We start from the raw sequence: 25,510 nt of genomic DNA on the forward strand, positions 1-25,510 counted from the left end.
AAATATAGAAAAATGAGCAATACTAATATTTCAACCAAATCACTGGGAATGGGATTTCTGTGGTTTTCACTTTTGGCGGTAGTCGTTATTCTTGCCTTGATGTTCGGATTGCCGAAATACAACGTTTGGCAACAGGAAATGGCCGGAAAAGCGGAAATGGCCAAAGCGGAACAAAACCGTAAAATTTTAGTGGAAGAAGCCAAAGCCCGTTTGGAAGCGGAAAAGTTAAATGCACAAGCCGAAATTGAACGCGCACGCGGTATGGCTGAAGCAATGCGAGTAGAAAACGGAACTTTGAATGAAACCTATAACCAATATTTGTTCATCCGAACTTTGGAGAAAATCGCTGACAAAGGAAGTTTGCCTCAAATCATTTATGTGCCTTCAGAAGGGATGGTTCCGGTGATGGATTTGAACAAAGAGAAATAATAAACTCTCTGAAAATCAGTGTAGAAAGGAGTTTTAGTTAAAATATTTTCAAAATAATTTGATAAGGTGGACTGAATTTTGTTAAATTTAGTTTAGCAAAAACTAGATTTAATGGAAACAGTTGAATTAATCGAAAAAGAAGAGGTGATCAATTATCATTTCGTTTCAGTTGAAAAGGACAAAAGTCTGATTACAAAAGAAAAACTGGAAAGAGCGGTTAGGTTGGGCAATGAGTTCAAAGGCAAGACTTATATTACCTTTATGACGGATTCCGGGCCTAAAAAAATAGAAACTACGGTTTGGACACTTACCGATCATTATATTCAAATAAAAGGAAGCGTAGCCATTCCGCAGAAATCTTTGATTGATGTTTCTTGGTAAATTTATCGTTTACCTTAGATGTGTAAGGATTTGTTCTAATTTGATTTGGAGCAATTGATCTTGCTTTACTCTTTCGGCAATTGCCTGGTATTCGCGTTTGCTTAGATCGTATTTATTGAAAGCTTTTTCCACGTCTGCTTCGAGTTGTTTTTGGATTTTTTGAAGTTTGGGTTGAAGGTTTTCAAAGTCCTTGAACTTTTTTTCTGGAATATCGGGGATGAATTCGGTGTCTTTGCTGTCATTGATAGCATGATAAGTCTCCAAATCCAGACCTTCTTTTTCGATTGCGTCTGTCATTTCCTTTTGAGCTTTTTTGTTGATTGCCATCATTTCATTATAAGCTCGTGCGAAATTTTGTAAATCATAATCCGTTACTTCCTGCGCATTTAGTCCCATAAAGGCAAAGATTCCTAAAAGAATTCCTATTTTTCTTAGTGTGTTCATTTTCGATTAATTTAATTCAAACCTACGATTTTCAAATATATTGCCAAATTAATTTCCATCAAAATCAATTAAACCTCACTGTATCAAATAATTATATAATTGGCATAATTCTTTCATAATTATATCCCGTTAAATCAAAAAAAATCAATTGTATGAAACGTAGAGGAAAAATCTTAGGATGGTTATTGACCTTGGTGTTTGTGACTTCATTTATGGCGATATCTTGTAGTGATGACGATAGTCCGGCTGACAGTGATATTTTTATCGGAAGATACAATGGTACGGTTTCCTATTCAAATGGAGAAAGTACAACACAAGATGAGAATGGCTGGGTGGAAGTAGTGAAAGTTGGGAATAATTATAATTTTCTTTTTTCGAATGGAATTCCAGAAATAACGGGTGTTGAATTTGAGTCGGATGGTGAAACATTGATTAACATCGGCGCGACCGAATTTCAATACATTCGAGTGACGGCCGGCACTTTGCAGATTCTATACACAGAAAATGTGAATGATGTCTGGACGGCGAATTGTACGAGGAATTAATTCCTTGTTAGATAATGCAAAATCACCCTTTGAATTTTCAAAGGGTGATTTTTTATGTTTTTGGTTAAGCGATTATAGTTTATCTCCTCATTTTGACAAATTTGAAATTTTATTGTGTTTTTTCACCACTTCTGAGGAAATTAGTAAAAACTGATTGGATATCCATTCATCTACTTTACTTAAAAATGAGTTATATTTTATCCTTTGTATAGTAGAGTGCGCCACGTGGTTCAACCCAGAAGTTATGAGCCCCTGCCTTGCTCCAGCCCAGAAGCTGCCGCCTGCTATGGTAGAGGATATACCTCCTGATAGTCCACCCGAAGCAATTGTGATAGCTTTAAATATATCTCTGCTACCTAATGAATTCATATTCAGTGCTCTCATCATCGAATCTCCTATCTTATAATATTCTTCATTCAAATAGTAAATCAACATGTTTGATATAGCGCCAAACTACCTTAAAAAAATAATATATTTTTTATTCCAATCTTCTTTAAATATTTTTTAAATTTTTTATCGCTCAACGGATAATCACCTAATGTAGAAATATTGTTATCTAATGAATTATACAAAATTGAATTTCTGTAATATTCTATTTTATTATTTTTCCCATCAACTTTTATATAATTCGGAAATTCATTATACTCAATTTTTTTCTGAGGATAATACTCATGTTGTGGGTAAACGTATGCCATATATATAATTTGTTTAGACAAAGTATCAATGACCCCAGAGTATAGTTTCGTTGTCAGATCTCCTGAAATCAAATTAAAAGTATCATATTTTATTAGTAAGGCATATTCACTATTTCTGATTTGTTCGTAATCAATAATTTCTCCCTTAAAATAATACTCAGATTTTTGAATGTATGCTTCTCTATTATTGTCCCTTTTTATTGCATGTGAAAATACAATAGGAATCGCTATAAGAAATATCATTAGCCCAATTCCAAAACCGAAAATTAATTTCATATATATATTTTTCATTTTAACCAACTTTCTATGATTTCAACTGAACTTTTAGGACCTACGGGTTGTAAAAAATTTATTCTTCCTATACCTTTTCCAAATTGTAACGCTACAGGAGTACTGATTCCACCTGCCAAAGATCCGGCACCACCTAATGAAATTACTACCCAACTTTTTGAGGTAGCCACTCCAAATGCTAAACCAATAGAAGCACTTAAACCTGGGGTTAGTACTCCTGTGGAGTCTAAACTTGCAGAACCACTTAAATATTCATAATCACCTGAAAAAGTACCGCTTCCTCCACTGCCATTAGGCCTATAACCATTATCCGGTTTAGAAAAAACACTATGCGCCACATGATTTAATCCACTGGTTATAAGACCTTGCCTAAATCCGGCAGAAAATTTACCACCGGCAATGGCAGAGGATAATCCCCCTGACAACCCGCCCACGGCTATGGCTATAGCCATCCATTACTCATTAACATTTTTTCTCTCACTATTTTCTTCATTCTGTTCATGAGGCGAACCGCCTTTTAACAAAACAGGTATTTTATTTGATGAAATTGTACCAGTAAACATCTTGATGTTATTCTTCTGAAATTCTGCTGTTTTTTCTTCAGGAACCTTTTTTATCCAAGAACTATCTAATATCATAAACAAATCAGCAGTATATCCATCCAACTCAAACATATCATAAGTAAAAACATAATCTTTAAAAACTTTACCCTCACTCTCAAAATTTTCCACGAACATTGTCGGCAGGGAAATCTTCATTTCCATCAGCTTTTCCTCATGAGGATTAAGAACAATCATGTTTTCTACAAATTTATTACTACTCCCTACCAATGTATCCACCTTAAGAATCTCACTTAAGTCCAAAAGTACACCCAAGTCAAAATTCACAATTGTATTATTTTTTTCAAAAATTCTAAGCAAGGGGCTGTTTGAATGGTCTTCAAAATAATAGTCTCTGTTTTTGTAATACATTTCGTAATTACTATAAGGAAAAGGTAAGTCATCATTAATTGAAAGAGCGTAAGCCTGATTGCTCTTATTGATTAACTTGAATTTCAGTATTTGGGGTTGAAACTCAAGATCTGCGTTCCAACTATAAAACAATGATGTATTCAGAATCTCAAAAACTACTGTGTTTTTTAATTCCGGCATGCTCAAATTCTCACTTGGAAAATTTTTATTCTGACAACAGTGCATTACTATACACACCATTGAATAAATTATTAATTTGAAACTCTTTTGTGCCATTCTGCTGCCTTTATTTCTGCGGTATAGATTAAATCACTCATTTTATATTCTATTCTTTCAGTATGTAAATAATACATAGTAATATGTATATAGTTAATATATTTCAGTCCAGCCCCAATGCCCAAAGCGAGATTGCGGTAAGATGAATATGCCTCATCATAAATTGAAATAGTACTATGCGTAAAGGTAACCCCATTAACATTCTTAAGCTTAAACGTATCAGGAAGTTTTCCCATTTTCATTATCTTAGCTTTTGATTGAGCAGGGCTAAACTCTCCCCCACTATATCGCTCTTTACTATTCCAAGGGTCAAAAAACGTAACTTCAGTACCCCATATAGCATGAATTCCATCCCCTATAATACCTTTAATTACATCTAATGAAAAAATAAATTCGGATGTAGCTTTCAAACTAGTATCTGCTACCGGATCATCTGGATTGTGGCCTGATTTAATGATAGATTCATCTACTTCACTTAAAAAAGAGTTATATTTTATCCTTTGAATAGTAGAGTGCGCCACGTGGTTTAAACCTGAGGTTATAAGACCTTGTCTTGCACCAGCTGCAAAATTACCGCCGGCAATCCATGAAGATAACCCACCGGAAAGCCCGCCGGCTGCTATGGTTGCCGCATTGTACCAGTCACTTTGTCCAAATTTATTGGTTTGTCCTCCGGATATGCCTAAGTTTTGAACCCCACTACTCACCAAAGAACTTACAGCACCGGCATAAAACCCACTTCCAAAATCTCCACCATCTAAGCTACTCATCAGTATTTTTTTCTGTCAACATCTGTTTCATTCTGTTCATGAGATAGAGCAACAATAAGATCGGATTTAAAGGAAATAGTATCATTTCTAATTACTAAAACTGTATTTTTATCAATTATTGGATAAAAAATACAAGCGGTTGAATTTCTTTCCGGCACGAATATATTGCCAGAATATTTTTCACCCTTTTTTATAATTATAATTTGATAATTCGATAAGGTAGGAGGTGTTGATTCAAATAATAATTCCTCAGAAAGTATAGTAGATTTATAAGTTTGCTCCATTGTAAAATAATCCATAAAACCTAAAATAAAATAGCCTTTGTAAATAGTTGGAGAACCTTCATAGCATAAATAATTGCTTTTAGGTTTTAGAAGTTTAATAGAATCTTCTAAATTATTTAGGATTGAGAAGTGAATTTGATTATTCTCTATTTGATCGACACTAATTTTAATTTTTCCATTTTGCGTACAACTTTGAATAATTAAAAAGAAAAAAATAAAATGATATTCTCTCATTGGTAAAGTTTAAACTCTAGCCCAATAAACAGTTGAGCGCCATCTTCAACAAATCGGGGTAAACTCCGAGTGCTACGGTCAGTAAAGCGCCTAAAACCAATAAAAATTGGCTTGTGAAAGATAATTTGATTTTTTTCTTGGATGATTTTCTGAAATACATCGCAATAATGACTTTGATGTAGTAGTAAACACTTACCACTGCCAAAACCAAGGCAATGAGAACAAGAACCAAATTGGATGGATCTTTCATGGCAGAACTCAGAATGAAAAATTTGGCCAAGAAACCCGATGTGAAAGGAATTCCTGCCAGAGAAAACAAAGCAACGGCGCTTGTGGCAGCCAAGACAGGAGATCTTTTCGCCAATCCATTGAAGCCTTTGTATTCCAAATTTTTCAATTGAGTCATTGCATAAAACAAAATAATGCTTGCCAATCCATAACTTACGGTATAATAAAGCAATGCATATTTGGATTCTTCACTGATTTCAAACAAGGCAAACATCATAAATCCGGCTTGAACCACGGAGGAATAAGCCAACATACGTTTGACGGATTTCTGTTGCAATGCCGAGAAATTACCCAGAATGAGAGTTAGAATTATGATAAAGCTGAGTAAGTATTTATAGTTTTGAGCCACGATTTCCGAAGTGATTTTGAAGGCGGACATCAAGGTCAAAAAGCTCATAAACGCTGCTCCTTTTACGATGGTAATCATATAAGATGAAAAGACGGTCGGCGTCCCGTCATAAACGTCAGGCGCCCAAAAATGCATCGGAGCCACCGAAACTTTGAAACACATCGATAGAATTAAAACCACCCATCCCAAATAATAAATGGATTGGAAATCAAATGCGTAAGTGGTAATGTTTTTCAATAAAAAAGACCCCGATGCACCGTAAATCAGCGCAATTCCCATTAGCATAACTCCAGTTGAGAAGGCTCCCATCAGAAAATATTTGATGGCCGCTTCTGTACTTTTCATTTTATGTTTGGCAGATCCGGCAAGTGCGTAAAGCGGAATCGAAAGAATTTCAATTCCCAAGAACATTAAAATCAAATTATTGAAACTCGCTAAAACTGCAATTCCCACAAATGAAATAAAAATCAAAGCAAAATAATCCGATACATGACTTCCGGGTTTGCTGAAATTGCGTCGGTTGATCAGCGTATAATAAACCCCAATCAAACAGAGAATTACAAAGAATGAAATTCGATAAGGATCGGTTTCAATCATATTAGGGTATTTCCCCTGAAAGATTTCTGTGCCTTGAATCTGCAGTATGGAAGCAATAATCATGGCTATAAAAAGCAAAACAGCCAGAATGCTTTGATGGCGTTTGTTCTTCAGAACAAGGTCGCTAAACATGAAAATAATTCCTGATATGGCCGATGTTAATATAATATTCATTGCTCCTGTTTAGTTTTGAAAAAGATTAAATAAAACGGACGGATAAATTCCCAGTACCAAAATGATCAGTGAAATAAATCCGAAGATCAGATATAATGTTTTTGGAAATTTTTGTTTCTTCTTGGGAAGATTGCTTCGCTCTCCAAATAAAATCGCAGTGGACAATCTCAATGTATAGGCCGCCGATAAAATCACACCCATACAAGCCATGATACAAAGAATCGGATTGTAAGAGTAAAGCGCGTTCAACATCATAAATTCTCCAATGAAACTACTTGTCAACGGAAGTCCGAGATTGGCCAATCCAAAAAGCGTAAAGAATATCGCAATCCAAGGATCAATATGCGCGAGTCCACTAATGGATTTTATATCTGTCAATTTGTATTTTCTCTGCATATAATCCAAACTCAACCAAAGTCCCATCACTACAATTCCATGACTGAACATTTGGAAATAAGCGCCTTCTCTTCCGATTTCTGATTGGGTATATAAACTCATGAAAATCAAAGCCAAGTGAGCTACGGATGAATAAGCTACTATCTTTTTTACATTATTCGTAGTAAGTGCAATCAAGGAAGCGTAAATCAATCCGAAAGCAACCAAGTACAATAAATTATCTGTGTTTGGAGAGATCGTTGGGAACATATTCAGTAACCAATTTACAACGGCAAAAAGTCCCATCTTCGCCATCAAGGCACTCAGAATGACCGTTACCGGAGTGGGCGAAGTTTTATAAACCGCCGGTTGCCATGAATGCAATGGAAACAAAGGAATCTTTATCGCAAAAGCAATCAGGAATAACCATGGCAATACCTCCATGTTTCCAATCGATGAGGTTTGTTTTACAACATCCGCCAAAAGGAAACTTTCGGGGCGCAACTGAAATCCTATGTAAATAATTCCGGCAAGCATGATGAATGAGCCTAAAATCGTATAGATGAAAAAAGTGGTATTGGCCGAGATTCTTGTGTTTTTTGCACCCCAGATTCCAATTAGGAAGTACATTGGGATGAGAACAATTTCCCAGAAAAAGTAGAATAAAAGTAAATCCTGAGCTAGGAAGACACCGTTTAAACCACCGAAAACCAATAACAATAATCCATAGAACGTATTGGAATAATTCTTTTTAATCGTATAGAAATAAACGAAGAGAACAGAAAAAACCAAGGTGGTCAATAGAACCATGCCGGCACCAAGTCCCGTAAGGCTTAGTGCAATCTGCGCCTGAACATCTCCCAGTTTAAACCAAGGAGCAATCACCGTCAGATCTACCGGTGTATTGGTAAACAATAAAAACAAAGTGTACAGAAACAGATAAATGCTGACAGCTGTACCCACAAACCCCAAGGGTCTATTGTGTTTGATAAAGGTTAAGCCAAGTCCAAATAAGAGTGGCAATAAAATCAGTAACGATAATAACATTCCTTTCGCTTTTTAAAACATTCCAAAAAAGAAAATCCCCAATCCGGCAACAATTCCTATCACCATCAAGAGCACATACATTCCTATATTTCCGGTTTGAACCGTTCGTATATTTTTTGATATTAAGTAGGATAAATCGCCGGTTCCGCTGACAACTTTGCCGATTCCGGATTTTTCCACATATTTTTTGAAAACATTCCCCAGTCCAATGATTGGACTGATGATAGCGGCCTGATAAATTTCGTCCACATACCATTTGTTTTCAAAAACTTTCATTACGCCTGTGGCTTCCTTGTCCACTTTTCCGTTGTACATTTTGCTCGCCAAATAAATAGCTACTGCTACGCAGGAAAGCAAAGCCGCAATCAATAACCATTCAGTCGAATGCGAAATATGATGCGCTTCACCAGGCGCTACAACGCCCGAAAGGAATTGGTTGAGCTTGTGCGCATTTTTCATAAATAACTCAGGAATTCCTACAAATCCACCAATGATCGAAAGAATTGCCAAAACGATTAAAGGAATCGTCATGGTTTTCGGACTTTCGTGCGGATGTGCTGTGTGTCCTTCTGCCGCAACCTCCTTATTTCTTAATTCTCCGCTGAATGTCATAAAATAAAGTCGGAACATATAGAAAGATGTCAGAACGGAAACGATAAATCCGATGGCATAAATGATTTTATTGCCCATAAACATGCTCAAAAGCATTTCGTCTTTGGAGAAAAACCCACTCAAAGGCGGAATTCCTGCAATGGCAATACAGCCAATCAGCATCGTGATATGAGTCGTCGGCATGTACTTTTTCAGTCCGCCCATTTTGGTCATGTCTTGCTCGTGGTGCATTCCGTGGATTACTGAACCTGCGCCAAGGAACAATAAAGCTTTGAAAAAAGCGTGTGTCATCACGTGGAAAACAGCGGCTACATAAGCGCCCATTCCGATTGCCGCGAACATCAGTCCCAACTGAGAAACGGTCGAATAAGCCAATACTTTTTTGATGTCGTTTTGACGCATAGCAATGGTCGCCGTAATCAATGAAGTAATAATTCCGATCCAGGCGATTACTTCTTTGGTGTACGGAGCCAGTTCGAATAATTCATTACAACGTGTGATCATGAAAATACCGGCCGTAACCATCGTGGCAGCGTGAATCAAAGCCGAAACCGGAGTTGGTCCCGCCATTGCATCGGGAAGCCAGGTAAACAAAGGAACCTGCGCCGATTTCCCGGTGGCCGCAAGGAATAACAACAAAGTAATTCCACCAATCGCAAAACTTGAAATATGAGTTGTATTTAGTAATCCGAAAACTTCGGTGTATTGAAGTGTGCCGAATTCTCTGTAAATCCAGAACATTGCCAACAAAAAGCCTACGTCTCCGATTCGGTTCATAATGAAAGCTTTCTTTGCCGCGCCTACATAATCTCGGTTTTTAAACCAGAATCCGATGAGCAGGAATGAACATAATCCTACGCCTTCCCATCCGATGAACATCATAAAGAAATTGCTTCCCATTACGAGAATCAACATGAAAAAGATAAATAGGTTCAAGTAGGCAAAAAACTTCCCAAAACCTTCATCTTCTTTCATATAACCTGCACTGTACACATGAATCAGAAATCCGATTCCGGTAATGATGAGCAGGAATATACTTGTCAAAGCATCGATTTGGAACGAAAAAGGAACCTGAATCGATTTAAAATTCAAAATATCAAATGCATGAAAAATCAACGGTTGTGCGCCTTCTCCCGAAGGAACATTCATAAATACCAATATTGAAAGTAAAAAGCTGATGAAAACCACACCCGAACCAATGACGGAAATCAAAGATTTCGACAAGGTGTTTTTTCCCAAACCGTTGATGAAAAACCCTAAAAGCGGCAACAAAGGAATTAACCAAATATACTTCTCCATAAATCTTAATGCTTTAATCGGTTCAGGGACTGCACATCCACGTTATACACTTTTCTGTAAAACAGAATCATTATCGAAAGCCCGATTGCTACTTCTGCTGCTGCCACTACCATAATGAAAAGCACAAGCATCTGCCCGTCGATACCGGCTTCGGTGCCGAGGTTTTTGGCTTGGTGCATTTTTGAAAAGGCAACCAATAAAAGATTGACGGAATTCAGCATAAGTTCCACACACATCAGCATGATGATGATATTTCTGCGGGTCATCACCCCGATCATCCCGATCGAGAAAAGCCCCAGTGACAGAAATAAATAGTAACTAATCGGTATCATATTTTAATTTTTTGGCTGGATGATGGAAGAGGGAAGTCTGAAGTTTTTTGTATTCATTCAATACTTCGCTCAATCCTATTTTATCCTACCTTTTCAATTTTTTATTTTTATTTAATCTAATTGACTTCCAATGTCCAATTTTCGCCTCCATTAATCCTTCACATGCAAATCTTCCGTTTTTTTGGACAGTAAAACCGCTCCGATCATCGCGCCCATAAACAGGATACTCGCCAGTTCAAACGGAATCACATAATCGGAATACAAGACAGAACCAAGACTTTCTGTTAATCCAATTTCGCCCTCTGCCAACAATATCTGATTGCCTTCCTTCACATCGGACTGCCAGAAAATCCCCACAGTCAATACGAAAAACAAGGCTGATGCAATCGACCCGGACAGTATGATGAAAGGTTTACTAAAACTTCTATCTTCTTTATTTAAGTTCATCAGCATCACAACAAACAGGAATAAGACCATAATCGCACCTGCATAAACGATAATGTTTACAACGGCCAAAAACTGAGCGTTCAATAAAACATAATGTGCGCTGATGCTGAAAAAGGTGATAATCAGAAATAAAATAGAGTGAACCGGCCTTTTGGATGTTACCGTCAGGATTCCGCTCAGAAGCGTCAATCCGGCCAGAATGAAAAATAAAATCTCTGCAGTTCCCATACTTTAGTTTGATTTTTTAGGATGTGGAATCAATAAATCTTCTTTGTCGTAGATGAAATCTTTTCTTTGATAACTCGCCGGCGTTACGGTTTGGGAAAGGTAAACCGCATCTTTCGGACAAGCTTCTTCACAGAATCCGCAAAAAATACAACGCAGCATATTGATTTCATATTTAGCCGCGTATTTTTCTTCTCGATACAAATGCTCTTCGCCCGGCAAACGTTCCGCAGCTTCCATAGTAATGGCTTCTGCAGGGCAGGCGAGGGCACAAAGTCCGCAAGCTGTACAATTTTCACGACCTTCTTCGTCTCGGTTCAAGACGTGCACACCACGAAATACCGGACTGAAAGGACGTTGTTTTTCGGGATAACTCACTGTTACTTTTTTCATGAAAAAGTGTTTCAGCGTAATCCACATTCCCTTTGCAATCGCAATCAGATAGAGGCGCTCCCAGAAATTCATCGGGCTGCGGTCTACTTGTTTTGCTCTGTTTGTAAGAAGTTCCATTCTTCTTTTATTTTTTAATTATTTAATAATAAAATTACCAATCCTGTAATCAACATATTTACAAGTGCCAGTGGCAACAATGTTTTCCATCCCAAATCCATCAATTGGTCGTAACGGAACCTTGGGATTGTCCATCTTACCCACATAAAGACAAATATGAAGAAACATGCTTTTACAAATAAACTCAGGAAGTGCAAAACCGCCATGGTATTTATTCCCAGGCTTTCGGTCAGTTCAGCATCATTGACAAACGGAATATCATATCCGCCGAAATAAAGCGTTGCTAGAATTACCGAACTGATGAAAATATTGATGTATTCCGCGAAAAGGAAAAATCCAAGTTTCATGGAAGAATATTCAGAATGGTATCCACCAATCAATTCGTTTTCCGCTTCCGGTAAGTCAAACGGTGTACGGTTGGTTTCCGCAAATGCACATACTAGAAATATAATAAACCCAACGGGTTGGAGGATGATGTTCCAATATCCGTCCATTTGTTGTTCCACAATTCCGTTCAGTCTCAGGGTTCCGCTGATCATCAAAATCGTAATCAAAGCAAGACCCATGGGTAATTCGTAAGAAATAATCTGTGAAGCGGCACGAAGTCCCCCCATTAGCGACCATTTGTTGTTGGAAGCCCAGGAACCCAACATGATTCCGTAAACACCTAAGCTTAAAACTCCTAAGATGTATAAAAATCCGACATTGATATCGGCAATTTGTGGAATAATGACAGAATCTCCCAATTGAAAAGGAGTGGACCAGGGAATTACCGCACCGGTCATACAAGCCAGAATCATGGCAAGGGTCGGACCGAGTATAAACAGGAATTTTTCGGCATGACGAGGTGTTATTTCTTCTTTGAAGAAAAGTTTTCCACCATCGGCCAGCGGCTGTAATAATCCACCCCAACCGGCACGATCCGGACCACGTCTGTCCTGAATATAAGCCGCAACTTTACGTTCTGCCCAAGTTGAATACATCGCGACAACCAAGGCAAAGGCTATCATTGCGCCACTTAAAGCTGCTTTTTCACCAATTAAACTCCAAAATTCCGGGTTCATACGTTCTTATTATTTTAAATTTTTGAATTTTGAATGAAAAATTAATTTTCAATTTCAAACCTTCAAATTCTTAAATTATTTTAATCATTCTTTATAATCCAAACTTGTGGGTGGACGATTGATTTTACTCAAATCACGATCCTGCTCATTGACTTCGCTCACGTCGTGAATATTCAGCAATAATTTCGGATCTCGTCCTTTCATCACATTTTTAAAGGTTTCGTTGGGTTTAACCGTTCCGACTTTTCCGGCATAATGCCCCTGACGAATTACCGAATCTCTTGCCACCAGTGATGGTTGTTCAATTACCCAGTCTTTTGTCTCTTTTTTATCGTAACGACAAGTGTTGCAAATCCAGTCTTCGACTTCATTCCATTCGTTTTTGCGGGATGTCACGCGGAAGACTTCATCGCCACGGTACCAAACCTGTGCTTTCCCCGAACAAGTAGGGCAGTCTCTGTGTGCATCTACAGGTTTCAGGAACCAGACACGGTTTTTGAATCGGAAAGTTTTATCGGTCAAAGCACCTACCGGACAAACATCAATCACATTTCCGATGAATTCATTGTCCAATGATTTCCCTAAATAAGTTGAAATTTCCGCATGATCTCCACGGAACATCACGCCGTGTTCACGTTTTCCGGTGATTTGGTCGGCCAATTTCACACAACGGTAGCACAAAATACAGCGGTTCATGTGCAACTGAATTTTATCACCGATGTCTTCCGCCTCAAAAGTTCTGCGTTTGAATTCGTATCGGGTTTCTTCTTTTCCGTGTTCGTAGCTTAGATCCTGCAGTTTACATTCGCCTGCCTGATCACAAACCGGACAGTCCAGAGGATGGTTGATCAGTAAAAATTCAACTACACCTTCTCTTGCTGTCAGCGCACGTTCAGAAGTTTTGTTTCCGACCACCATTCCGTCCATTACCGTTGTGCGGCAAGAAGCCATCAATTTGGGCATCGGACGCGGATCTGCTTCACTTCCTTTGGTTACTTCCACCATACAGGTACGGCAATTTCCGCCCGTATTATCCAGTTTGCTGTAATAACACATGGCAGGGGGCGCCACTTCCTTTCCAATCATACGCGCGGCCTGAAGGATTGTAGTCCCGGCCGGCACCTGAATTGTGTGCCCGTCAATGGTTACGGTAAACAGAGGCGTTTCTTTTATTTCTGACATAATTAAGCCTGTTCTTTTATTTCCAGCGGATCGGCATAACCGGCCAATCCATAATTTCTCGTCAGGCACTCTTCCGGATTCAGAACGTGCCACTCAAACTCATCTCTGAAATGTCTGATGGCAGCTGCAACCGGCCAGGCTGCGGCATCGCCCAACGGACAAATCGTATTTCCTTCAATCTTTCTCTGAATATCCCAAAGTAAATCGATGTCAGACATTTTTCCTTGTCCTTCGTCAATTCGCTTCAAGATTTTTTCCATCCAGCCTGTTCCTTCACGACAGGGCGAACATTGTCCGCAGCTTTCGTGACGATAAAATCTGGCCAAAGTATAAGTGTGATACACAACGTCCTGGTCTTCGTCCAAAACGATGAATCCGCCTGAACCCATCATGGTTCCAGTTGCGAATCCACCTTCGGCAAGGGATTCATAATTCATATATCTTGGTTTGCCTTCTGCTGTTGTCAATAATAAATTGGCAGGCAGAATCGGAACGGAGCTTCCGCCCGGAATACAGGCTTTCAGTCTTTTTCCGTTCGGGATGCCGCCACAGAATTCATCGGAAAAGATAAATTCTTCCACGGTTTGTGTCATATCGATTTCATAAACACCGGGCTTGTTGATGTTTCCACAAGCGGAAATCAATTTAGTTCCGGTAGAGCGACCGACTCCGATTTTGGCATATTCGGCTCCGGTCATATCAATAATCGGAACAACGGCGGCGATGGATTCAACATTATTTACCACTGTTGGTCTTCCCCAAAGTCCTTTTACGGCCGGGAAAGGCGGTTTGATTCTCGGGTTTCCTCTTTTTCCTTCGAGGGATTCGAGCAAAGCGGTTTCTTCACCACAGATATAGGCTCCGGCTCCGCGCTGAACATAAATCTCCAAGTCAAATCCGGTACCTTTGATATCTTTTCCAAGCCATCCGTTTGCTTTGGCTTCGGCAATGGCTTCTTCCAGAATTTCTGCAATCCAGGCAAATTCACCCCGGATGTAGATATAGGAAGTATTGCTTCCCAAACAAAAAGAGGAGATGATCATTCCTTCGATCAAAAGATGCGGAATGAATTCCATCAGGTAACGGTCTTTGAAAGTTCCCGGTTCTGATTCGTCGGCATTTACCACCAAATGGCGTGGAATACCTTCTGGTTTTGCGAGGAAACTCCATTTCATTCCGGTTGGGAAACCTGCACCACCACGACCTCGAAGCCCGGAAGTTTTGACTTCTTCCAGAATTTGTTCGGGCGTCATCGTAAATGCTTTTTCCACCGATTTATATCCGTCATGTTCGCGGTAAGCGTCATAATGACGAATCCCGGGCACATCGGCATGTTTCAATAATAATCTTGTTTCTCCCATTTAAGCGAGTTTTTTCAATTCTTCCAACAATTCATCTACCTTTTCAACTGTAAGGTTTTCACGATAAGTTTTCCCCAACTGCATCATAGGCCCATAACCACAAGCGCCGAGACATTCCGCCGGTTTCAGCGTGAAAAGTCCGTCAGGAGTTGTTTCACCTGCTTTTATGTTTAATTTTTGTTTGATATGGTTCATGATTTTGTCAGAACCACGCAACATACAAGGTCCGGTCTGGCAAACTTCCAAAACGTATTTCCCAACCGGATTCAAATTAAACATCGAATAAAAAGAAGCTACTTCATAAACTTCCACAGGCAAAATTCCTAAGGTTTCGGCCACGTGATCCATTACCGGAACATCGAGCCAGCCTTCATGTTCGGCCTGAACGACATGCAACACCGGAATCAGCGCACTTTTTTGTTTCCCTTCGGGATAACGTGCGATGAGCTCCTTTATCTTTTTATATGTTTCTTCCGAAAATTGAACTGTTGTCATTTTTCTTATCGTTTAAAGTTTCAGGTTTAAAGTTTCAAGTTAATTCTGAAAATTATTTAAACCCAAATCTTATTTATAATTTAAAATTTATCATTCATATTAAGCGTCCAGTTCGCCGGCAATCAAATTCAAACTACTCATGGTGATGATGGCGTCACTCAGCATAGAACCTTCAATCAATTCAGGATAAGCCTGGTAATAAATGAAACAAGGTCTTCTGAAATGCAGTCTGTAAGCCGAACGTCCACCGTCGCTAATGAAATAATATCCCAATTCTCCGTTTCCACCTTCCACGGCATTATAAATTTCGCCGACAGGCAAATCGACTTCACCCATAATGATTTTGAAATGGTAAATCAAAGCTTCCATTTTGGTATAAACATCGGCTTTCAGTGGCAGATAGAAATCCGGCGCGTCTGCGTGGTGTTTGGTAGCTTCTTCGCCTGTCAGGTCATTAATTTTTTGGATGGCTTGTTTGATAAGGCTGATAGACTGCCACATTTCTTCGTTTCTTACCAGGAAACGGTCATAGCAATCGCCTGTTGTGCCGATTGGAACTTTGAAATCAAATTCTTCGTATCGGCTGTAAGGTTTCTGAACTCTTACATCATAATCAACACCGGCAGCACGAAGGTTAGGACCGGTAAAACCGTAAGCCAAAGCACGTTCGGCAGTGATGCCACCCACACCTTGGGTACGTTCGATGAAAATTCTGTTTCGGTTAAATAAATCTTCAAATTCTTTCAATGCTTTGGGATATTCCTCCACAAAACTGTTGATTTTATCCCAGGCTGCTTCACTGAAATCTCTTTCAAATCCGCCGATGCGGCCGATGTTGGTTGTCAGTCGGCTTCCGCATATTTCTTCGTAAATTTCATAAATACGTTCGCGGAATTGGAACACATAAAGGAATCCGGTAAAAGCGCCGGAATCCACGCCCATAATGGAACTGCAGATCAAATGATCTGAAATCCGGGCGAGTTCCATAATGATGATACGCATATAACTAACCCTTGCCGGAACTTCAATTCCCACAAATTTTTCCACCGTCAAGTGCCAACCGATGTTGTTAATCGGCGCTGAACAATAGTTCAGACGGTCTGTAAGTGGGGTTACCTGATACAAAGGTTTTCTTTCCGCGATTTTTTCAAAAGCTCTGTGAATATATCCCACAGTAGGTATTGCACTGATGATTCGTTCACCGTCGATTTCCAAAATGTTTTGGAATACACCGTGTGTCGCGGGATGCGTAGGTCCGAGGTTAATCGTCTGAGTGGTTTTCTCAGTCGCAACTTTAGACTTTTTTATATTTTTTTCTAATTCTGCCATTTTCTCGATCCGTTAAACGGTAAAATTTCCGTAATTAAAATTTCCGCCTCGTCCAAACATTTCGTCGTCCTTGTCAGACCGTGTCTGGTCTTCCAGCGGGAACTCTTTCCGCATAGGGAAATAATCCATTTCATCTACATTCATCACGCGAATCAGATTGGGATGTCCGACGAAATTTACACCGTAAAAATCATAACATTCTCTTTCGAGCCAGTTTGCCGTCGCATGAAGTTTGGAAGCGGTATAAATGTTGGGTTCGTTGATGTCCAGCGCGAATTTCAGTCTAATGTGGAAGTTCTTCGGCATATTATAAGCCAAATAAGTAACCACCAGTTCTTTCCCTTGATTGTTCGGATAATGAATGGCGGTTAAATCAGTTAAAAAACGGAAAGCTAAATCTTCTTCTTCATATAAGAACTGAAGAATTTTCAGATTGAATTCTTTATCGGCATGAATGGCCATCATTCCGAAGCTTTCTTCGTAGCCTATGATTGCTTCTCCGAACTTTTCTCTGAGTTTTTCAAAAACAAATTTATTGTCCAACATATATAGTTTTTCGCTTATGAAATGCCGTAGCTTCTCAATAATTCCTGATATTCCTCGCTGTCACGTCTTCTGATACTTTCTGTTTCCACCAGATCCTGAACACGCATAACGCCGTCCAAAATGGCTTCGGGTCTGGGCGGGCAACCGGAGACATAAACGTCCACCGGAATGACTTGGTCAATTCCCTGTAAAACCGAATAAGTATCGAAGATTCCGCCACTGCTGGCACAGGCTCCCACCGCTACTACCCAACGCGGTTCGGCCATTTGTATGTAAACCTGTCTTAAAACAGGCGCCATTTTTTTTGAAATGGTTCCCATAACCATCAAAAGGTCACATTGTCTGGGTGTGAAGGCAAGGCGTTCACTTCCAAACCGGGACAGGTCATAAGTTGAACCCATGGTTGCCATGAATTCGATTCCGCAGCAGCTGGTCGCAAAAGGCAAAGGCCAGATGGAGTTTTTTCTCGCAAGGCCTACTACTTTTGAAAGTTGCATGGTCATGAAACCTTCTCCCTGATATCCTTCCGGCATATCCACAATTTTCACGTTTGTATTGTGTGTAACCGGTCTTTTATTGTGAATCATAACTCTCTTTTTAAATTAACAACATTCAGAACGCGGATTATTTTTCCCAATCCAGCGCTCCTTTTTTTCTCACATAAATATACATAATCAAAAACAGACCTACAAAAGTTGATACAGCTGCAAATCCTTCCCAGCCCAATTCCTTGAAATTGACCGCGTAGGGATAAAAGAAAATCACTTCTACGTCAAATAAAACAAATAGAATTGCAACCAAATAATACTTGATGGAAAAGGGTTTTCTTGCATTTCCAACCTGTTCGATTCCACTTTCGAAGTTATCTAATTTTTCATCTGTGCTACGTTTGGGTCCTAAAAAATGTGTGGCGACAATAGTGCCAACCACAAAACCAGCGGCCAGTAAAAACAAGACTAAAATCGGGATATAATCAAAAGATGTGTCCATTTTTTTACTACAAAAATCAGCGTGTAAATTTACGAACTATTCATGGTAAGCAAAGTCAATCCAATTTTTATTTGCCAAATATTCGGTAAAATCACTAATTTATATTGATTTTAAATAACCCTTATTGGTAATAATTCTACAAGATAAGTCGTCAAAGTTTGAAGATATTCTATCATTTCAAACGTTTTCGTACATTTTTTTTAATAAGAACCGAAGGGTCTGAGATGAGTGGATATCAGGATTTAACAGAATAATCCTCTGATTAACTATATGAAAATCAATAAATTTGAGATTTTGGTTAAAAAAGTTTAGTTATGAAGAAAAATTTACTCTATGTTTTATCGCTATTCAGCGGAATTCTTTTTGGTCAGTTTAACGGTATTTACGATACGGATTTGGACGGTCAAATTTATTTCAAGAAAAATCTGATTGGTCAACAAGGAAATTCAAATGAAAATCAGCTTGGTCCAAATGAGCTGATGCTTGACTGGAGCGGCCCGGATTTTAACCTGTCTGAAAATCCCACCATCGATTCCTGGGATGTTCGCCTTACAGCCGGTTCCGACAATGTGCCCTATGTAGTTTACAACGATAATCATCCTAATGGTCTTCAAAAGATTATGTTTCGCAAGAAATTGAGTGAGGGAGAATGGAGCGAAGCAATTTTTGTAGATGCAGGGGGTGAAATAGGCGACAGAAATAATCATTTTCCGGCAATCGGAACTTCTCCAAACGGTGATTTGCATGTGGTTTACAATGTCTGGGCTTATGAAAATGTCAGAAATTATATCGGCTATTCCCACTACGATGCTGCAGCGGGGGAATGGTCTGAAGCGGTCAAGATTTCTGATTTAAACGGGACTGTAAGTCATTTCAATGCCCATCATGATGTTTACAGTACTTCTGATAATCTTCCGGTCGTGGTTTGGGGTTATGATTACCGGGAAAACCTTACCAACGAGGAAATCTATATGACTTATTTTGATGGGGAAAACTGGTCGGCGGATGTGGCTGTGTCTGATGTCAGTGATGGGTTGGATGCGGGATATCCGTTTATAAAAGGTATGGGAAATAACCGCGCGATGATTGTTTATTCAGAGAATACATCAGGCGGAACCATTGAACTGAAGTACCGGATTTATGATGAGGCGACGCATACTCTCAGTGAGCCTGAACTGATTTCAAATGAGAATATTGGCTATAATAATTATGTGTTGGCAAGCTCTGGTGAGGGGAATCTGATAGTGGCTACATTGCACAAAGCAAGCGGACCTGACAGGGATATCTTCAGAATTTTCAGTTATGATGAAACCGCAGACGAATTTACACTTACCGATCATCTATTGGAAATTCCGGCTAATGCGGGAGGTTTATTAAAGAGATTTGATATGGATTGTAATTCAAATGGTGATTGCGCGATTATTTATACTGATTTCTTGGCGGAAACCAATTCCTATCTTGAATATTATCCCGAAACCGGCTTTGGTGAGACATTGGTGATCAATGAAGAAGATCCGGGATTTGAAGCGCCGTCTGCCCGGTTTTCTCCTGATGGAAATCTTCATGTAGCCTGGTCAGATTACCGTTTCGATGACGGAGAGGGATGGGATGAAAGAGAAGTAATGTATGAAATGGGGCGCAATGAGCTGATGGGGACAGGTGAAACTTTCAGTTCAGAAATTTCAGTTTATCCGAACCCGACAAATGGCAGTTTTACAGTCAGAACAGATGGGAATTTCCAGATGGAAATCTTCAGTATGTCCGGTAAATCGGTGCATAAGCAAAATATTTCAGGAAGTACACAGTTGAATCTTTCGTTATCATCAGGAGTTTATCTGATTCGTTTAAGCAATGAAAATGGAAATTTTGTAAAAAAATTATTGGTGAGGTAAAGATGAATTATCAGCTTTACAACCGGTGGAAGGTTCTGCCGGTTTCATTTTAAGGAGAGAAATTTCTAATTAATTCGAAAGCAATAAAATAAGTCAAACAAATAATTGCCTGAATCTATTGCAGATAAAAGATTAATTCCTATATTTGCCGTCCGAAAAAATAATTAAAAAGTATAACTAATGTATGCAATTGTAGAAATAGCAGGGCTTCAATACAAAGTTGAGCAAGACCAGCAATTGTACGTAAACCGTTTGCAGGGGGATGCAGGTTCGGAAGTTTCTTTCGACCGTGTATTGCTTACTGACAATGGTTCTGTACAGGTTGGCGCCCCGGTTATAGACGGAGTTTCCGTTGTAGCGAAAATCGTTGAACACGTAAAAGGTGACAAAGTAATCGTTTTCAAAAAGAAAAGAAGAAAAGGTTACAAAAAGAAAAACGGTCACCGTCAGCAGTTCACAAAGATTGAGATTGTTTCGATTGGTGGTGGCAAAGCAAAAGCTACCAAAAAAGAAACCAAAGAAGTAAAAGAAGAAAAAGCGCCTGCTAAAAAAGCGGCTAAAAAAGGAGACGACCTGAAATTGATTGAGGGTATCGGTCCGAAAACAGCAGAAGCTTTGGTAGCAGCAGGAATTGATACTTTCGCTAAATTGTCCAAAAAATCGGTTGAGGAAATCAAAGCGGTTTTGGAAGCGGGAGAAAATTTAGCGCATTTGGATCCTGAAACCTGGGCAAAACAAGCTGAAATGGCTGCTGCAGGTAAATTTGATGAATTGAAAGCTTGGCAGGACGAACTTAACGGTGGGAAGACTGCTTAATCTATAACTGATAAAATAAACTAAAATGGCACATAAGAAAGGAGTTGGTAGTTCCAAGAACGGTCGTGAGTCGCATTCCAAAAGATTGGGTGTGAAGATCTTCGGTGGGCAATCTGCAATTGCAGGAAATATCATAGTTCGCCAAAGAGGTACAAAACATCATCCGGGTAACGGAGTGGGAATCGGTAAAGATCACACTTTGTTTGCTTTGGTAGACGGTACGGTTGTTTTCCGTAAAAAAGCGGACAACAGATCTTACGTATCTATCGATCCGGTAGTAGAGTAATTCTCTTAAGTTGAAAATTTCAAACAGCTTCCTGAATAAGGAGGCTGTTTTTTTTATGGGTTTATTTATGTTTTATGCTCTTCTCAATCTTTTGTGAAATTGTGTGTGAAATCTTTTCTCAAATTCAGGGGTGAAAATGAGGTGAGAAATCATTAAAATTTCTGATTTATTTTAGGGTGTAAAAATGGTTTTTTTTTGCCCTTTTTTGGATTGTTAATAAGTGGACGTATACTGGGCGCATCTATGGCGCATCTATGGAGTGTCTATAAAGGGTGATTTCGGGTGTTTTTCAGGGTGACGGGGATGGAGGGTGAGAGTTTGAGTGTTGGGGGGATGGGAAGGATAGAGAATAGAGAAGCCCTTTGTGGTTCGACATGCTCACCATGACGGGCTTATGGGGATGGATGTTGGATGCGTGTTTATGCCAAATTAACGTTGACCGAAACAAAGGAATCACCAGTATAACTTATAATCATCTGAATCTTCCGACTCAGATCTACTGGGCAGCCGATAAAAAAATTGATTATCTTTACAATGCGGCAGGTCAAAAACTAAAGAAAACAGTGAGGGACGGCAATACCATAAAAAATGTAGATTATCTGGACGGCTTCCAATATGCCGGCGGAATTTTACAATTTTTCCCGCATGCAGAAGGCTACATAAAAGCTACTCCTCAATCCAATACGCCAAATGGAGAACCTACGTCCTATACATACAATTATGTATTTAACTACACAGATCACTTAGACGAACGAAATCAAAGCATTGCTTTGATTGAAGTTTGCGAGCGAAGCTCTGTGAGGGTATCTTATTCTAAAGACCCCGCCACCAACCAGCTGAAGATTTTGGAAGAGAATCATTATTATCCTTTTGGGCTTAAACATTCTGCTTATGATACAGGCAGCAAAAGAGATTTTATGAAAGGGATTGACCCTAGTGATCCTCCTGTGAGGCTTGAATATGTATTGGAAACGGAGTACCAGTATAAGTACAATGGCAAGGAGCTTCAAGACGAGTTGGGGCTTGGGTTGTATGATTATGGAGCGAGAAATTATGACCCAGCTTTAGGACGTTGGAACGTAATTGATCCAATGGCACCTAAATACTTCTCGCATAGTCCATATTCATATGCTTTAAATAACCCTGTTTACTTTATTGATCCTGATGGAATGCAGGTAACCAACGGGGATGAAATCATCAATGAAGATGATCCTATCATTTTAGAAACTGCAAATATCGTATCTAAAATCGTATCTAAAAAGGGTTCCGGTAGTTCATGGGTATATATCCCACCGAATTATAGAAATTTTGATATAGGACGGAATGTGTTTGGGTATAATTATGAAAAATATTCTGACTTATATAATGACCCTGATTGGTTCGCAGGCTACAAAAAAATGTACCAAGCTAAGCGGGAGGGGGAATGGTTTGCAGTGGGTGTTTTCGGTGGGAGTATTGTAGCGATTTATGCAGCTCCTGCTGTGATCACTTACGGCTCTATGTATGCGGAGACGCAGGTGGGTAGTTATGTGGTTCAAGCCCTTGGAAAAACAGGTATAGACGCCACCGCCCAATATGCAATTACAGGCGATGTCAACTGGCTGAATGCCGCTGCCGGGTCTGTGCTGCCAACTAAAATAAGAGGGGTAAATATAGAAAAACTCTCTCCTTTAGCTACTGAAGTTTCTCAATCAATCCAAGATTATAATGATGGAAATTTTGACTTAAGTAAAAGTGCATTAAGAACAGGAACAAATTTTATAGGTTTTGGTCTTGGAAAAACAGCCAATTCTGTTGGTATGGATAACGGATATAGTACAGCACAAAATTTTATATTTCAAAACGGTATTCAATCTTTCCATAACAATATGCAGGGTGAGATGATTAAGTTGAATGTTTTAAATAGCAAAAAATGACATTTTTAGGCTCATTCTTTAGAAAGTATAAAGATTGGATTTTAATTATATTTTCAATCATTGTCTTTTATACTATTATGCCTATCTTAAATAAAAAGAGAATTGAAGAAAGGGTGAATACTTCTAACGAAGGTGTTTTTTCAATTGCAAAAATATTAGAGTTTAGAACTGAAACAAGAAGCGATTTTTATAGATATTCGTTTTATTTTAATAACAAGTTTTTTAAGGATAGATGTTATTGTGGGGGTAGTTCGAGTTCCTTAATTGTTGGTCAAGAATATTTTATAATTATAGACCCTGAAAAACCAGGATATAATAATTTCTTACTCTATAATTATCCCGTTCCCGACAGCATCACTTCCGCTCCGCCCGAAGGTTGGGAAGAACTGCCCATTCCCGTGGATAAAGAAGAAATCCGCAAATTTTTAGAAGATTATTGATATGGAGGTAAAAATCGAAATAAACGCTAAAGTTCAATACCTAATTACAGGCGATGTCAACTGGCTGAATGCCGCTGCCGGGTCTGTGCTGCCGGGGAAAGTGGGAACTGCATTGTCACCAATTATGAGTGAAGGGGCGGATGCCGCTCAAATTTACGTAGAAACAGGAAAATTTAATCCTACTCAATCTGCATTAAAGATTGGCGCGAATTATATAGGAAATGGTTTAGGAGGAGCTGCAAAATCAGTAGGTCAGGAAAATGGTATGACACAGTTCGAAACTTTCATTTTCGAAAACGGAATTCAGTCTTATCATAATAATCTTCAATCTGGAATGATTGACCACATAAATAAATAACTATTTGTCAATGAATGCCAAAGATTTCTTTGTTAAAAATAAAAACACTTTTCAGATTATTATTTTCTTGATAATTTTATTCTCTATAATACTTCCATGTGCGAATAAATTTAATCAAAAAAGAAGATTAATTATATATGATAGAGGCGTGTATTCAATAGCTAAAGTAACGGAATATAGGAACGAATCTAGGAGTAGCCATTATAGATATTCATTTATATATAATAACAAAATTTATAAATCAAGATCTTATTACAAAGGAATTAATTTAAAATTAGGACAAAACTATTTTTTAATCATAGACCCAAAGCATCCAGAGCTTAATAACATTCTCCTCCAACCCTTCCCTATTCCTGACAGTATAGCAGAAGCTCCATCCGAAGGATGGAAAGAATTACCGATCCCAGTAGATAAAGAAGAAATAAGGAAATTTTTGGAAGAATATTAAAAATGCAACAAGCAAAACGAGAAGGTGAATGGTTTGCAGTGGGTGTTTTTGGTTCTGTGTTAGCACCAGCAATTCTAGGTAGTATTACATGTGTGGATGATAAAAAATAAAAATGCGAAATCACAGGATACTCCCGAAGCGTCGGGAGGATCTTTCAGTTTAAAATCTAAGGAAAAGACTCTCTAGATGCAATCAGAAAAAATACATCAAAAAACATTTCCGTTTGAAAATTTCCAAACTCTTTTTATATTCGCTGAAAGTTTGATTTTTAACGACTAATGAAAACAATCAAATTCTTCCATCCGGAAGAAACCTTTACGTACTACATAGAGAAATGTTTCTGCAAAGTAGTTTATTCAGGAAAACAGCACCAATTACTTATTGAAATTCATTCAACAGACGAACTCGACCATGTGGAAGATGATTCCTTGCAGAATGATTTTGCACAGGTGATTTTGTCGGTTGACGATTTCCCTGTTCCGTTTTCATCTCCCTCAGAACTTGTGGGTAAATCCATCGAAATCCCGCTTTGTTATGTGGAACAGGAAGACGAAGAGGGTGAAATGGAAGATATATTCTATACCAATGTGAATTTTTCCGATGAAAATTTCGAAGCAGATCAAAATCATTTATCCTTTTCCAAGGACGATTCCGGAACGCTTTGTCTGAAGTGGAAAGGAGAAGTTCAGGACTTTACAGAATCCACAGATGATTATATTCCATTTGAGCTGGAATGCGCCTTTTTGCCTGCTTCATTTGAAGAAAGAGAATAATTCCTTTTCTGAAAGTTAGATTTTCTGTTTGCTATTTCC

32 protein-coding genes are annotated in these 25,510 nt (G+C 38.8%); 11 read left to right on the forward strand and 21 right to left on the reverse strand.

Features of this window, described 5'->3' with window-relative positions; translation table 11 throughout:
• Positions 1-12 precede the first annotated feature (12 nt).
• Together WBF63_RS09200 and WBF63_RS09205 are read left to right on the forward strand one after the other, a co-directional pair.
• Positions 13-429 (forward strand): hypothetical protein, encoded by a 417-nt coding sequence (locus WBF63_RS09200; RefSeq protein WP_424369418.1) that lies wholly within the window; start codon positions 13-15, stop codon positions 427-429.
• A gap of 111 nt (positions 430-540) precedes the next feature.
• The gene (locus WBF63_RS09205) at positions 541-810 is read left to right on the forward strand and encodes a hypothetical protein (protein WP_424369419.1); all 270 of its coding nucleotides are present in this window, start codon (positions 541-543) and stop codon (positions 808-810) included.
• A 9-nt stretch (positions 811-819) separates the two neighbouring features.
• On the opposite strand, the gene WBF63_RS09210 is transcribed toward WBF63_RS09205, so the two are convergent.
• Positions 820-1,254: a DUF4168 domain-containing protein gene (locus tag WBF63_RS09210; protein ID WP_424369420.1), complete on the reverse strand. Its 435-nt coding sequence runs from the start codon at positions 1,252-1,254 to the stop codon at positions 820-822.
• 152 nt (positions 1,255-1,406) lie between these two features.
• On the opposite strand from WBF63_RS09210, the gene WBF63_RS09215 reads away from it, so the two are divergent.
• Positions 1,407-1,799 (forward strand): hypothetical protein, encoded by a 393-nt coding sequence (locus tag WBF63_RS09215; protein WP_424369421.1) that lies wholly within the window; start codon positions 1,407-1,409, stop codon positions 1,797-1,799.
• A gap of 87 nt (positions 1,800-1,886) precedes the next feature.
• On the opposite strand, the gene WBF63_RS09220 is transcribed toward WBF63_RS09215, so the two are convergent.
• The 20 genes from WBF63_RS09220 to WBF63_RS09315 form a co-directional block, all read right to left on the reverse strand.
• Complete coding sequence (locus WBF63_RS09220; protein ID WP_424369422.1) at positions 1,887-2,186, reverse strand: hypothetical protein; 300 nt, start codon at positions 2,184-2,186, stop codon at positions 1,887-1,889.
• Positions 2,187-2,257: 71 nt separating this feature from the next.
• Complete coding sequence (locus tag WBF63_RS09225; protein ID WP_424369423.1) at positions 2,258-2,785, reverse strand: hypothetical protein; 528 nt, start codon at positions 2,783-2,785, stop codon at positions 2,258-2,260.
• Positions 2,782-3,237, reverse strand: a complete 456-nt coding sequence (locus WBF63_RS09230; RefSeq protein ID WP_424369424.1) for a hypothetical protein — start codon at positions 3,235-3,237, stop codon at positions 2,782-2,784. The genes WBF63_RS09225 and WBF63_RS09230 overlap by 4 nt, the downstream gene beginning before the upstream one ends.
• A gap of 3 nt (positions 3,238-3,240) precedes the next feature.
• Positions 3,241-3,936: a hypothetical protein gene (locus WBF63_RS09235; protein WP_424369425.1), complete on the reverse strand. Its 696-nt coding sequence runs from the start codon at positions 3,934-3,936 to the stop codon at positions 3,241-3,243.
• A gap of 71 nt (positions 3,937-4,007) precedes the next feature.
• A complete protein-coding gene (locus WBF63_RS09240) occupies positions 4,008-4,802 on the reverse strand; it encodes a hypothetical protein (protein WP_424369426.1) in 795 nt (264 codons plus the stop codon).
• Complete coding sequence (locus WBF63_RS09245) at positions 4,802-5,320, reverse strand: hypothetical protein (RefSeq protein WP_424369427.1); 519 nt, start codon at positions 5,318-5,320, stop codon at positions 4,802-4,804. The genes WBF63_RS09240 and WBF63_RS09245 overlap by 1 nt, the downstream gene beginning before the upstream one ends.
• Before the next feature lie 16 nt (positions 5,321-5,336).
• Positions 5,337-6,728, reverse strand: a complete 1,392-nt coding sequence (locus tag WBF63_RS09250; RefSeq protein WP_424369428.1) for an NADH-quinone oxidoreductase subunit N — start codon at positions 6,726-6,728, stop codon at positions 5,337-5,339.
• Positions 6,729-6,737: 9 nt separating this feature from the next.
• Complete coding sequence (locus WBF63_RS09255) at positions 6,738-8,150, reverse strand: complex I subunit 4 family protein (protein WP_424369429.1); 1,413 nt, start codon at positions 8,148-8,150, stop codon at positions 6,738-6,740.
• Positions 8,151-8,162: 12 nt separating this feature from the next.
• Positions 8,163-10,061: an NADH-quinone oxidoreductase subunit L gene (nuoL, locus tag WBF63_RS09260; RefSeq protein ID WP_424369430.1), complete on the reverse strand. Its 1,899-nt coding sequence runs from the start codon at positions 10,059-10,061 to the stop codon at positions 8,163-8,165.
• A 5-nt stretch (positions 10,062-10,066) separates the two neighbouring features.
• Positions 10,067-10,393, reverse strand: a complete 327-nt coding sequence (gene nuoK, locus WBF63_RS09265) for an NADH-quinone oxidoreductase subunit NuoK (RefSeq protein WP_424369431.1) — start codon at positions 10,391-10,393, stop codon at positions 10,067-10,069.
• 150 nt (positions 10,394-10,543) lie between these two features.
• Positions 10,544-11,068, reverse strand: a complete 525-nt coding sequence (locus WBF63_RS09270) for an NADH-quinone oxidoreductase subunit J (protein ID WP_424369432.1) — start codon at positions 11,066-11,068, stop codon at positions 10,544-10,546.
• Between the two features lie 3 nt (positions 11,069-11,071).
• Positions 11,072-11,575, reverse strand: coding sequence for an NADH-quinone oxidoreductase subunit NuoI (gene nuoI / locus WBF63_RS09275; RefSeq protein ID WP_424369433.1), 504 nt, complete (start codon positions 11,573-11,575; stop codon positions 11,072-11,074).
• Between the two features lie 14 nt (positions 11,576-11,589).
• The gene (nuoH, locus tag WBF63_RS09280; RefSeq protein ID WP_424369669.1) at positions 11,590-12,585 is read right to left on the reverse strand and encodes an NADH-quinone oxidoreductase subunit NuoH; all 996 of its coding nucleotides are present in this window, start codon (positions 12,583-12,585) and stop codon (positions 11,590-11,592) included.
• Between the two features lie 138 nt (positions 12,586-12,723).
• A complete protein-coding gene (locus tag WBF63_RS09285; protein WP_424369434.1) occupies positions 12,724-13,821 on the reverse strand; it encodes a 2Fe-2S iron-sulfur cluster-binding protein in 1,098 nt (365 codons plus the stop codon).
• A gap of 2 nt (positions 13,822-13,823) precedes the next feature.
• Positions 13,824-15,182, reverse strand: a complete 1,359-nt coding sequence (gene nuoF / locus WBF63_RS09290) for an NADH-quinone oxidoreductase subunit NuoF (protein ID WP_424369435.1) — start codon at positions 15,180-15,182, stop codon at positions 13,824-13,826.
• On the reverse strand, positions 15,183-15,677 hold the full coding sequence (gene nuoE / locus WBF63_RS09295; protein WP_424369436.1) for an NADH-quinone oxidoreductase subunit NuoE: 495 nt from the start codon (positions 15,675-15,677) through the stop codon (positions 15,183-15,185).
• A gap of 99 nt (positions 15,678-15,776) precedes the next feature.
• On the reverse strand, positions 15,777-17,006 hold the full coding sequence (locus tag WBF63_RS09300; RefSeq protein WP_424369437.1) for an NADH-quinone oxidoreductase subunit D: 1,230 nt from the start codon (positions 17,004-17,006) through the stop codon (positions 15,777-15,779).
• A gap of 12 nt (positions 17,007-17,018) precedes the next feature.
• Complete coding sequence (locus tag WBF63_RS09305; RefSeq protein ID WP_424369438.1) at positions 17,019-17,552, reverse strand: NADH-quinone oxidoreductase subunit C; 534 nt, start codon at positions 17,550-17,552, stop codon at positions 17,019-17,021.
• Between the two features lie 14 nt (positions 17,553-17,566).
• On the reverse strand, positions 17,567-18,139 hold the full coding sequence (locus WBF63_RS09310) for an NADH-quinone oxidoreductase subunit B (RefSeq protein WP_424369439.1): 573 nt from the start codon (positions 18,137-18,139) through the stop codon (positions 17,567-17,569).
• 37 nt (positions 18,140-18,176) lie between these two features.
• Complete coding sequence (locus WBF63_RS09315; RefSeq protein WP_424369440.1) at positions 18,177-18,542, reverse strand: NADH-quinone oxidoreductase subunit A; 366 nt, start codon at positions 18,540-18,542, stop codon at positions 18,177-18,179.
• A 314-nt stretch (positions 18,543-18,856) separates the two neighbouring features.
• On the opposite strand from WBF63_RS09315, the gene WBF63_RS09320 reads away from it, so the two are divergent.
• From WBF63_RS09320 to WBF63_RS09355, 8 genes are all read left to right on the forward strand, one after another.
• On the forward strand, positions 18,857-20,434 hold the full coding sequence (locus WBF63_RS09320) for a T9SS type A sorting domain-containing protein (RefSeq protein ID WP_424369441.1): 1,578 nt from the start codon (positions 18,857-18,859) through the stop codon (positions 20,432-20,434).
• Between the two features lie 180 nt (positions 20,435-20,614).
• Complete coding sequence (gene rplU / locus WBF63_RS09325) at positions 20,615-21,250, forward strand: 50S ribosomal protein L21 (RefSeq protein ID WP_424369442.1); 636 nt, start codon at positions 20,615-20,617, stop codon at positions 21,248-21,250.
• A 25-nt stretch (positions 21,251-21,275) separates the two neighbouring features.
• Entirely contained in the window at positions 21,276-21,536 is a 261-nt protein-coding gene (gene rpmA / locus WBF63_RS09330) for a 50S ribosomal protein L27 (RefSeq protein ID WP_424369443.1), read from the forward strand.
• A 383-nt stretch (positions 21,537-21,919) separates the two neighbouring features.
• Entirely contained in the window at positions 21,920-23,452 is a 1,533-nt protein-coding gene (locus WBF63_RS09335) for an RHS repeat domain-containing protein (RefSeq protein ID WP_424369444.1), read from the forward strand.
• On the forward strand, positions 23,449-23,892 hold the full coding sequence (locus tag WBF63_RS09340) for a hypothetical protein (RefSeq protein ID WP_424369445.1): 444 nt from the start codon (positions 23,449-23,451) through the stop codon (positions 23,890-23,892). The genes WBF63_RS09335 and WBF63_RS09340 overlap by 4 nt, the downstream gene beginning before the upstream one ends.
• 1 nt (position 23,893) lies before the next feature.
• Positions 23,894-24,250 (forward strand): hypothetical protein, encoded by a 357-nt coding sequence (locus tag WBF63_RS09345; RefSeq protein WP_424369446.1) that lies wholly within the window; start codon positions 23,894-23,896, stop codon positions 24,248-24,250.
• A gap of 10 nt (positions 24,251-24,260) precedes the next feature.
• Positions 24,261-24,698, forward strand: coding sequence for a hypothetical protein (locus WBF63_RS09350; RefSeq protein ID WP_424369447.1), 438 nt, complete (start codon positions 24,261-24,263; stop codon positions 24,696-24,698).
• 278 nt (positions 24,699-24,976) lie between these two features.
• A complete protein-coding gene (locus tag WBF63_RS09355) occupies positions 24,977-25,471 on the forward strand; it encodes a hypothetical protein (protein WP_424369448.1) in 495 nt (164 codons plus the stop codon).
• The last annotated feature ends 39 nt before the right edge of the window (positions 25,472-25,510 follow it).

Source organism: Moheibacter sp. (assembly GCF_049672845.1).
Classification (GTDB): Bacteria; Bacteroidota; Bacteroidia; order Flavobacteriales; family Weeksellaceae; genus Moheibacter.

What these genes read in the sequence shown, in the direction of transcription:
- nuoF (WP_424369435.1), bottom strand. Translation starts at nt 15,182, where the DNA reads ATGGGAGAAACAAGATTATTATTGAAACATGCCGATGTGCCCGGGATT.
- WBF63_RS09245 (WP_424369427.1), bottom strand. Translation starts at nt 5,320, where the DNA reads ATGAGAGAATATCATTTTATTTTTTTCTTTTTAATTATTCAAAGTTGT.
- WBF63_RS09210 (WP_424369420.1), bottom strand. Translation starts at nt 1,254, where the DNA reads ATGAACACACTAAGAAAAATAGGAATTCTTTTAGGAATCTTTGCCTTT.
- nuoE (WP_424369436.1), bottom strand. Translation starts at nt 15,677, where the DNA reads ATGACAACAGTTCAATTTTCGGAAGAAACATATAAAAAGATAAAGGAG.
- WBF63_RS09340 (WP_424369445.1), top strand. Translation starts at nt 23,449, where the DNA reads ATGACATTTTTAGGCTCATTCTTTAGAAAGTATAAAGATTGGATTTTA.
- WBF63_RS09230 (WP_424369424.1), bottom strand. Translation starts at nt 3,237, where the DNA reads ATGGCTATAGCCATAGCCGTGGGCGGGTTGTCAGGGGGATTATCCTCT.
- nuoI (WP_424369433.1), bottom strand. Translation starts at nt 11,575, where the DNA reads ATGGAACTTCTTACAAACAGAGCAAAACAAGTAGACCGCAGCCCGATG.
- nuoH (WP_424369669.1), bottom strand. Translation starts at nt 12,585, where the DNA reads ATGATAGCCTTTGCCTTGGTTGTCGCGATGTATTCAACTTGGGCAGAA.
- rplU (WP_424369442.1), top strand. Translation starts at nt 20,615, where the DNA reads ATGTATGCAATTGTAGAAATAGCAGGGCTTCAATACAAAGTTGAGCAA.
- WBF63_RS09300 (WP_424369437.1), bottom strand. Translation starts at nt 17,006, where the DNA reads ATGGCAGAATTAGAAAAAAATATAAAAAAGTCTAAAGTTGCGACTGAG.
- nuoL (WP_424369430.1), bottom strand. Translation starts at nt 10,061, where the DNA reads ATGGAGAAGTATATTTGGTTAATTCCTTTGTTGCCGCTTTTAGGGTTT.
- WBF63_RS09220 (WP_424369422.1), bottom strand. Translation starts at nt 2,186, where the DNA reads ATGATGAGAGCACTGAATATGAATTCATTAGGTAGCAGAGATATATTT.
- WBF63_RS09235 (WP_424369425.1), bottom strand. Translation starts at nt 3,936, where the DNA reads ATGCCGGAATTAAAAAACACAGTAGTTTTTGAGATTCTGAATACATCA.
- WBF63_RS09320 (WP_424369441.1), top strand. Translation starts at nt 18,857, where the DNA reads ATGAAGAAAAATTTACTCTATGTTTTATCGCTATTCAGCGGAATTCTT.
- WBF63_RS09345 (WP_424369446.1), top strand. Translation starts at nt 23,894, where the DNA reads ATGGAGGTAAAAATCGAAATAAACGCTAAAGTTCAATACCTAATTACA.
- WBF63_RS09335 (WP_424369444.1), top strand. Translation starts at nt 21,920, where the DNA reads ATGACGGGCTTATGGGGATGGATGTTGGATGCGTGTTTATGCCAAATT.
- WBF63_RS09225 (WP_424369423.1), bottom strand. Translation starts at nt 2,785, where the DNA reads ATGAAAAATATATATATGAAATTAATTTTCGGTTTTGGAATTGGGCTA.
- rpmA (WP_424369443.1), top strand. Translation starts at nt 21,276, where the DNA reads ATGGCACATAAGAAAGGAGTTGGTAGTTCCAAGAACGGTCGTGAGTCG.
- WBF63_RS09350 (WP_424369447.1), top strand. Translation starts at nt 24,261, where the DNA reads ATGAATGCCAAAGATTTCTTTGTTAAAAATAAAAACACTTTTCAGATT.
- WBF63_RS09310 (WP_424369439.1), bottom strand. Translation starts at nt 18,139, where the DNA reads ATGATTCACAATAAAAGACCGGTTACACACAATACAAACGTGAAAATT.
- WBF63_RS09205 (WP_424369419.1), top strand. Translation starts at nt 541, where the DNA reads ATGGAAACAGTTGAATTAATCGAAAAAGAAGAGGTGATCAATTATCAT.
- WBF63_RS09270 (WP_424369432.1), bottom strand. Translation starts at nt 11,068, where the DNA reads ATGGGAACTGCAGAGATTTTATTTTTCATTCTGGCCGGATTGACGCTT.
- WBF63_RS09200 (WP_424369418.1), top strand. Translation starts at nt 13, where the DNA reads ATGAGCAATACTAATATTTCAACCAAATCACTGGGAATGGGATTTCTG.
- WBF63_RS09285 (WP_424369434.1), bottom strand. Translation starts at nt 13,821, where the DNA reads ATGTCAGAAATAAAAGAAACGCCTCTGTTTACCGTAACCATTGACGGG.
- WBF63_RS09240 (WP_424369426.1), bottom strand. Translation starts at nt 4,802, where the DNA reads ATGAGTAGCTTAGATGGTGGAGATTTTGGAAGTGGGTTTTATGCCGGT.
- nuoK (WP_424369431.1), bottom strand. Translation starts at nt 10,393, where the DNA reads ATGATACCGATTAGTTACTATTTATTTCTGTCACTGGGGCTTTTCTCG.
- WBF63_RS09355 (WP_424369448.1), top strand. Translation starts at nt 24,977, where the DNA reads ATGAAAACAATCAAATTCTTCCATCCGGAAGAAACCTTTACGTACTAC.
- WBF63_RS09315 (WP_424369440.1), bottom strand. Translation starts at nt 18,542, where the DNA reads ATGGACACATCTTTTGATTATATCCCGATTTTAGTCTTGTTTTTACTG.
- WBF63_RS09255 (WP_424369429.1), bottom strand. Translation starts at nt 8,150, where the DNA reads ATGTTATTATCGTTACTGATTTTATTGCCACTCTTATTTGGACTTGGC.
- WBF63_RS09250 (WP_424369428.1), bottom strand. Translation starts at nt 6,728, where the DNA reads ATGAATATTATATTAACATCGGCCATATCAGGAATTATTTTCATGTTT.
- WBF63_RS09305 (WP_424369438.1), bottom strand. Translation starts at nt 17,552, where the DNA reads ATGTTGGACAATAAATTTGTTTTTGAAAAACTCAGAGAAAAGTTCGGA.
- WBF63_RS09215 (WP_424369421.1), top strand. Translation starts at nt 1,407, where the DNA reads ATGAAACGTAGAGGAAAAATCTTAGGATGGTTATTGACCTTGGTGTTT.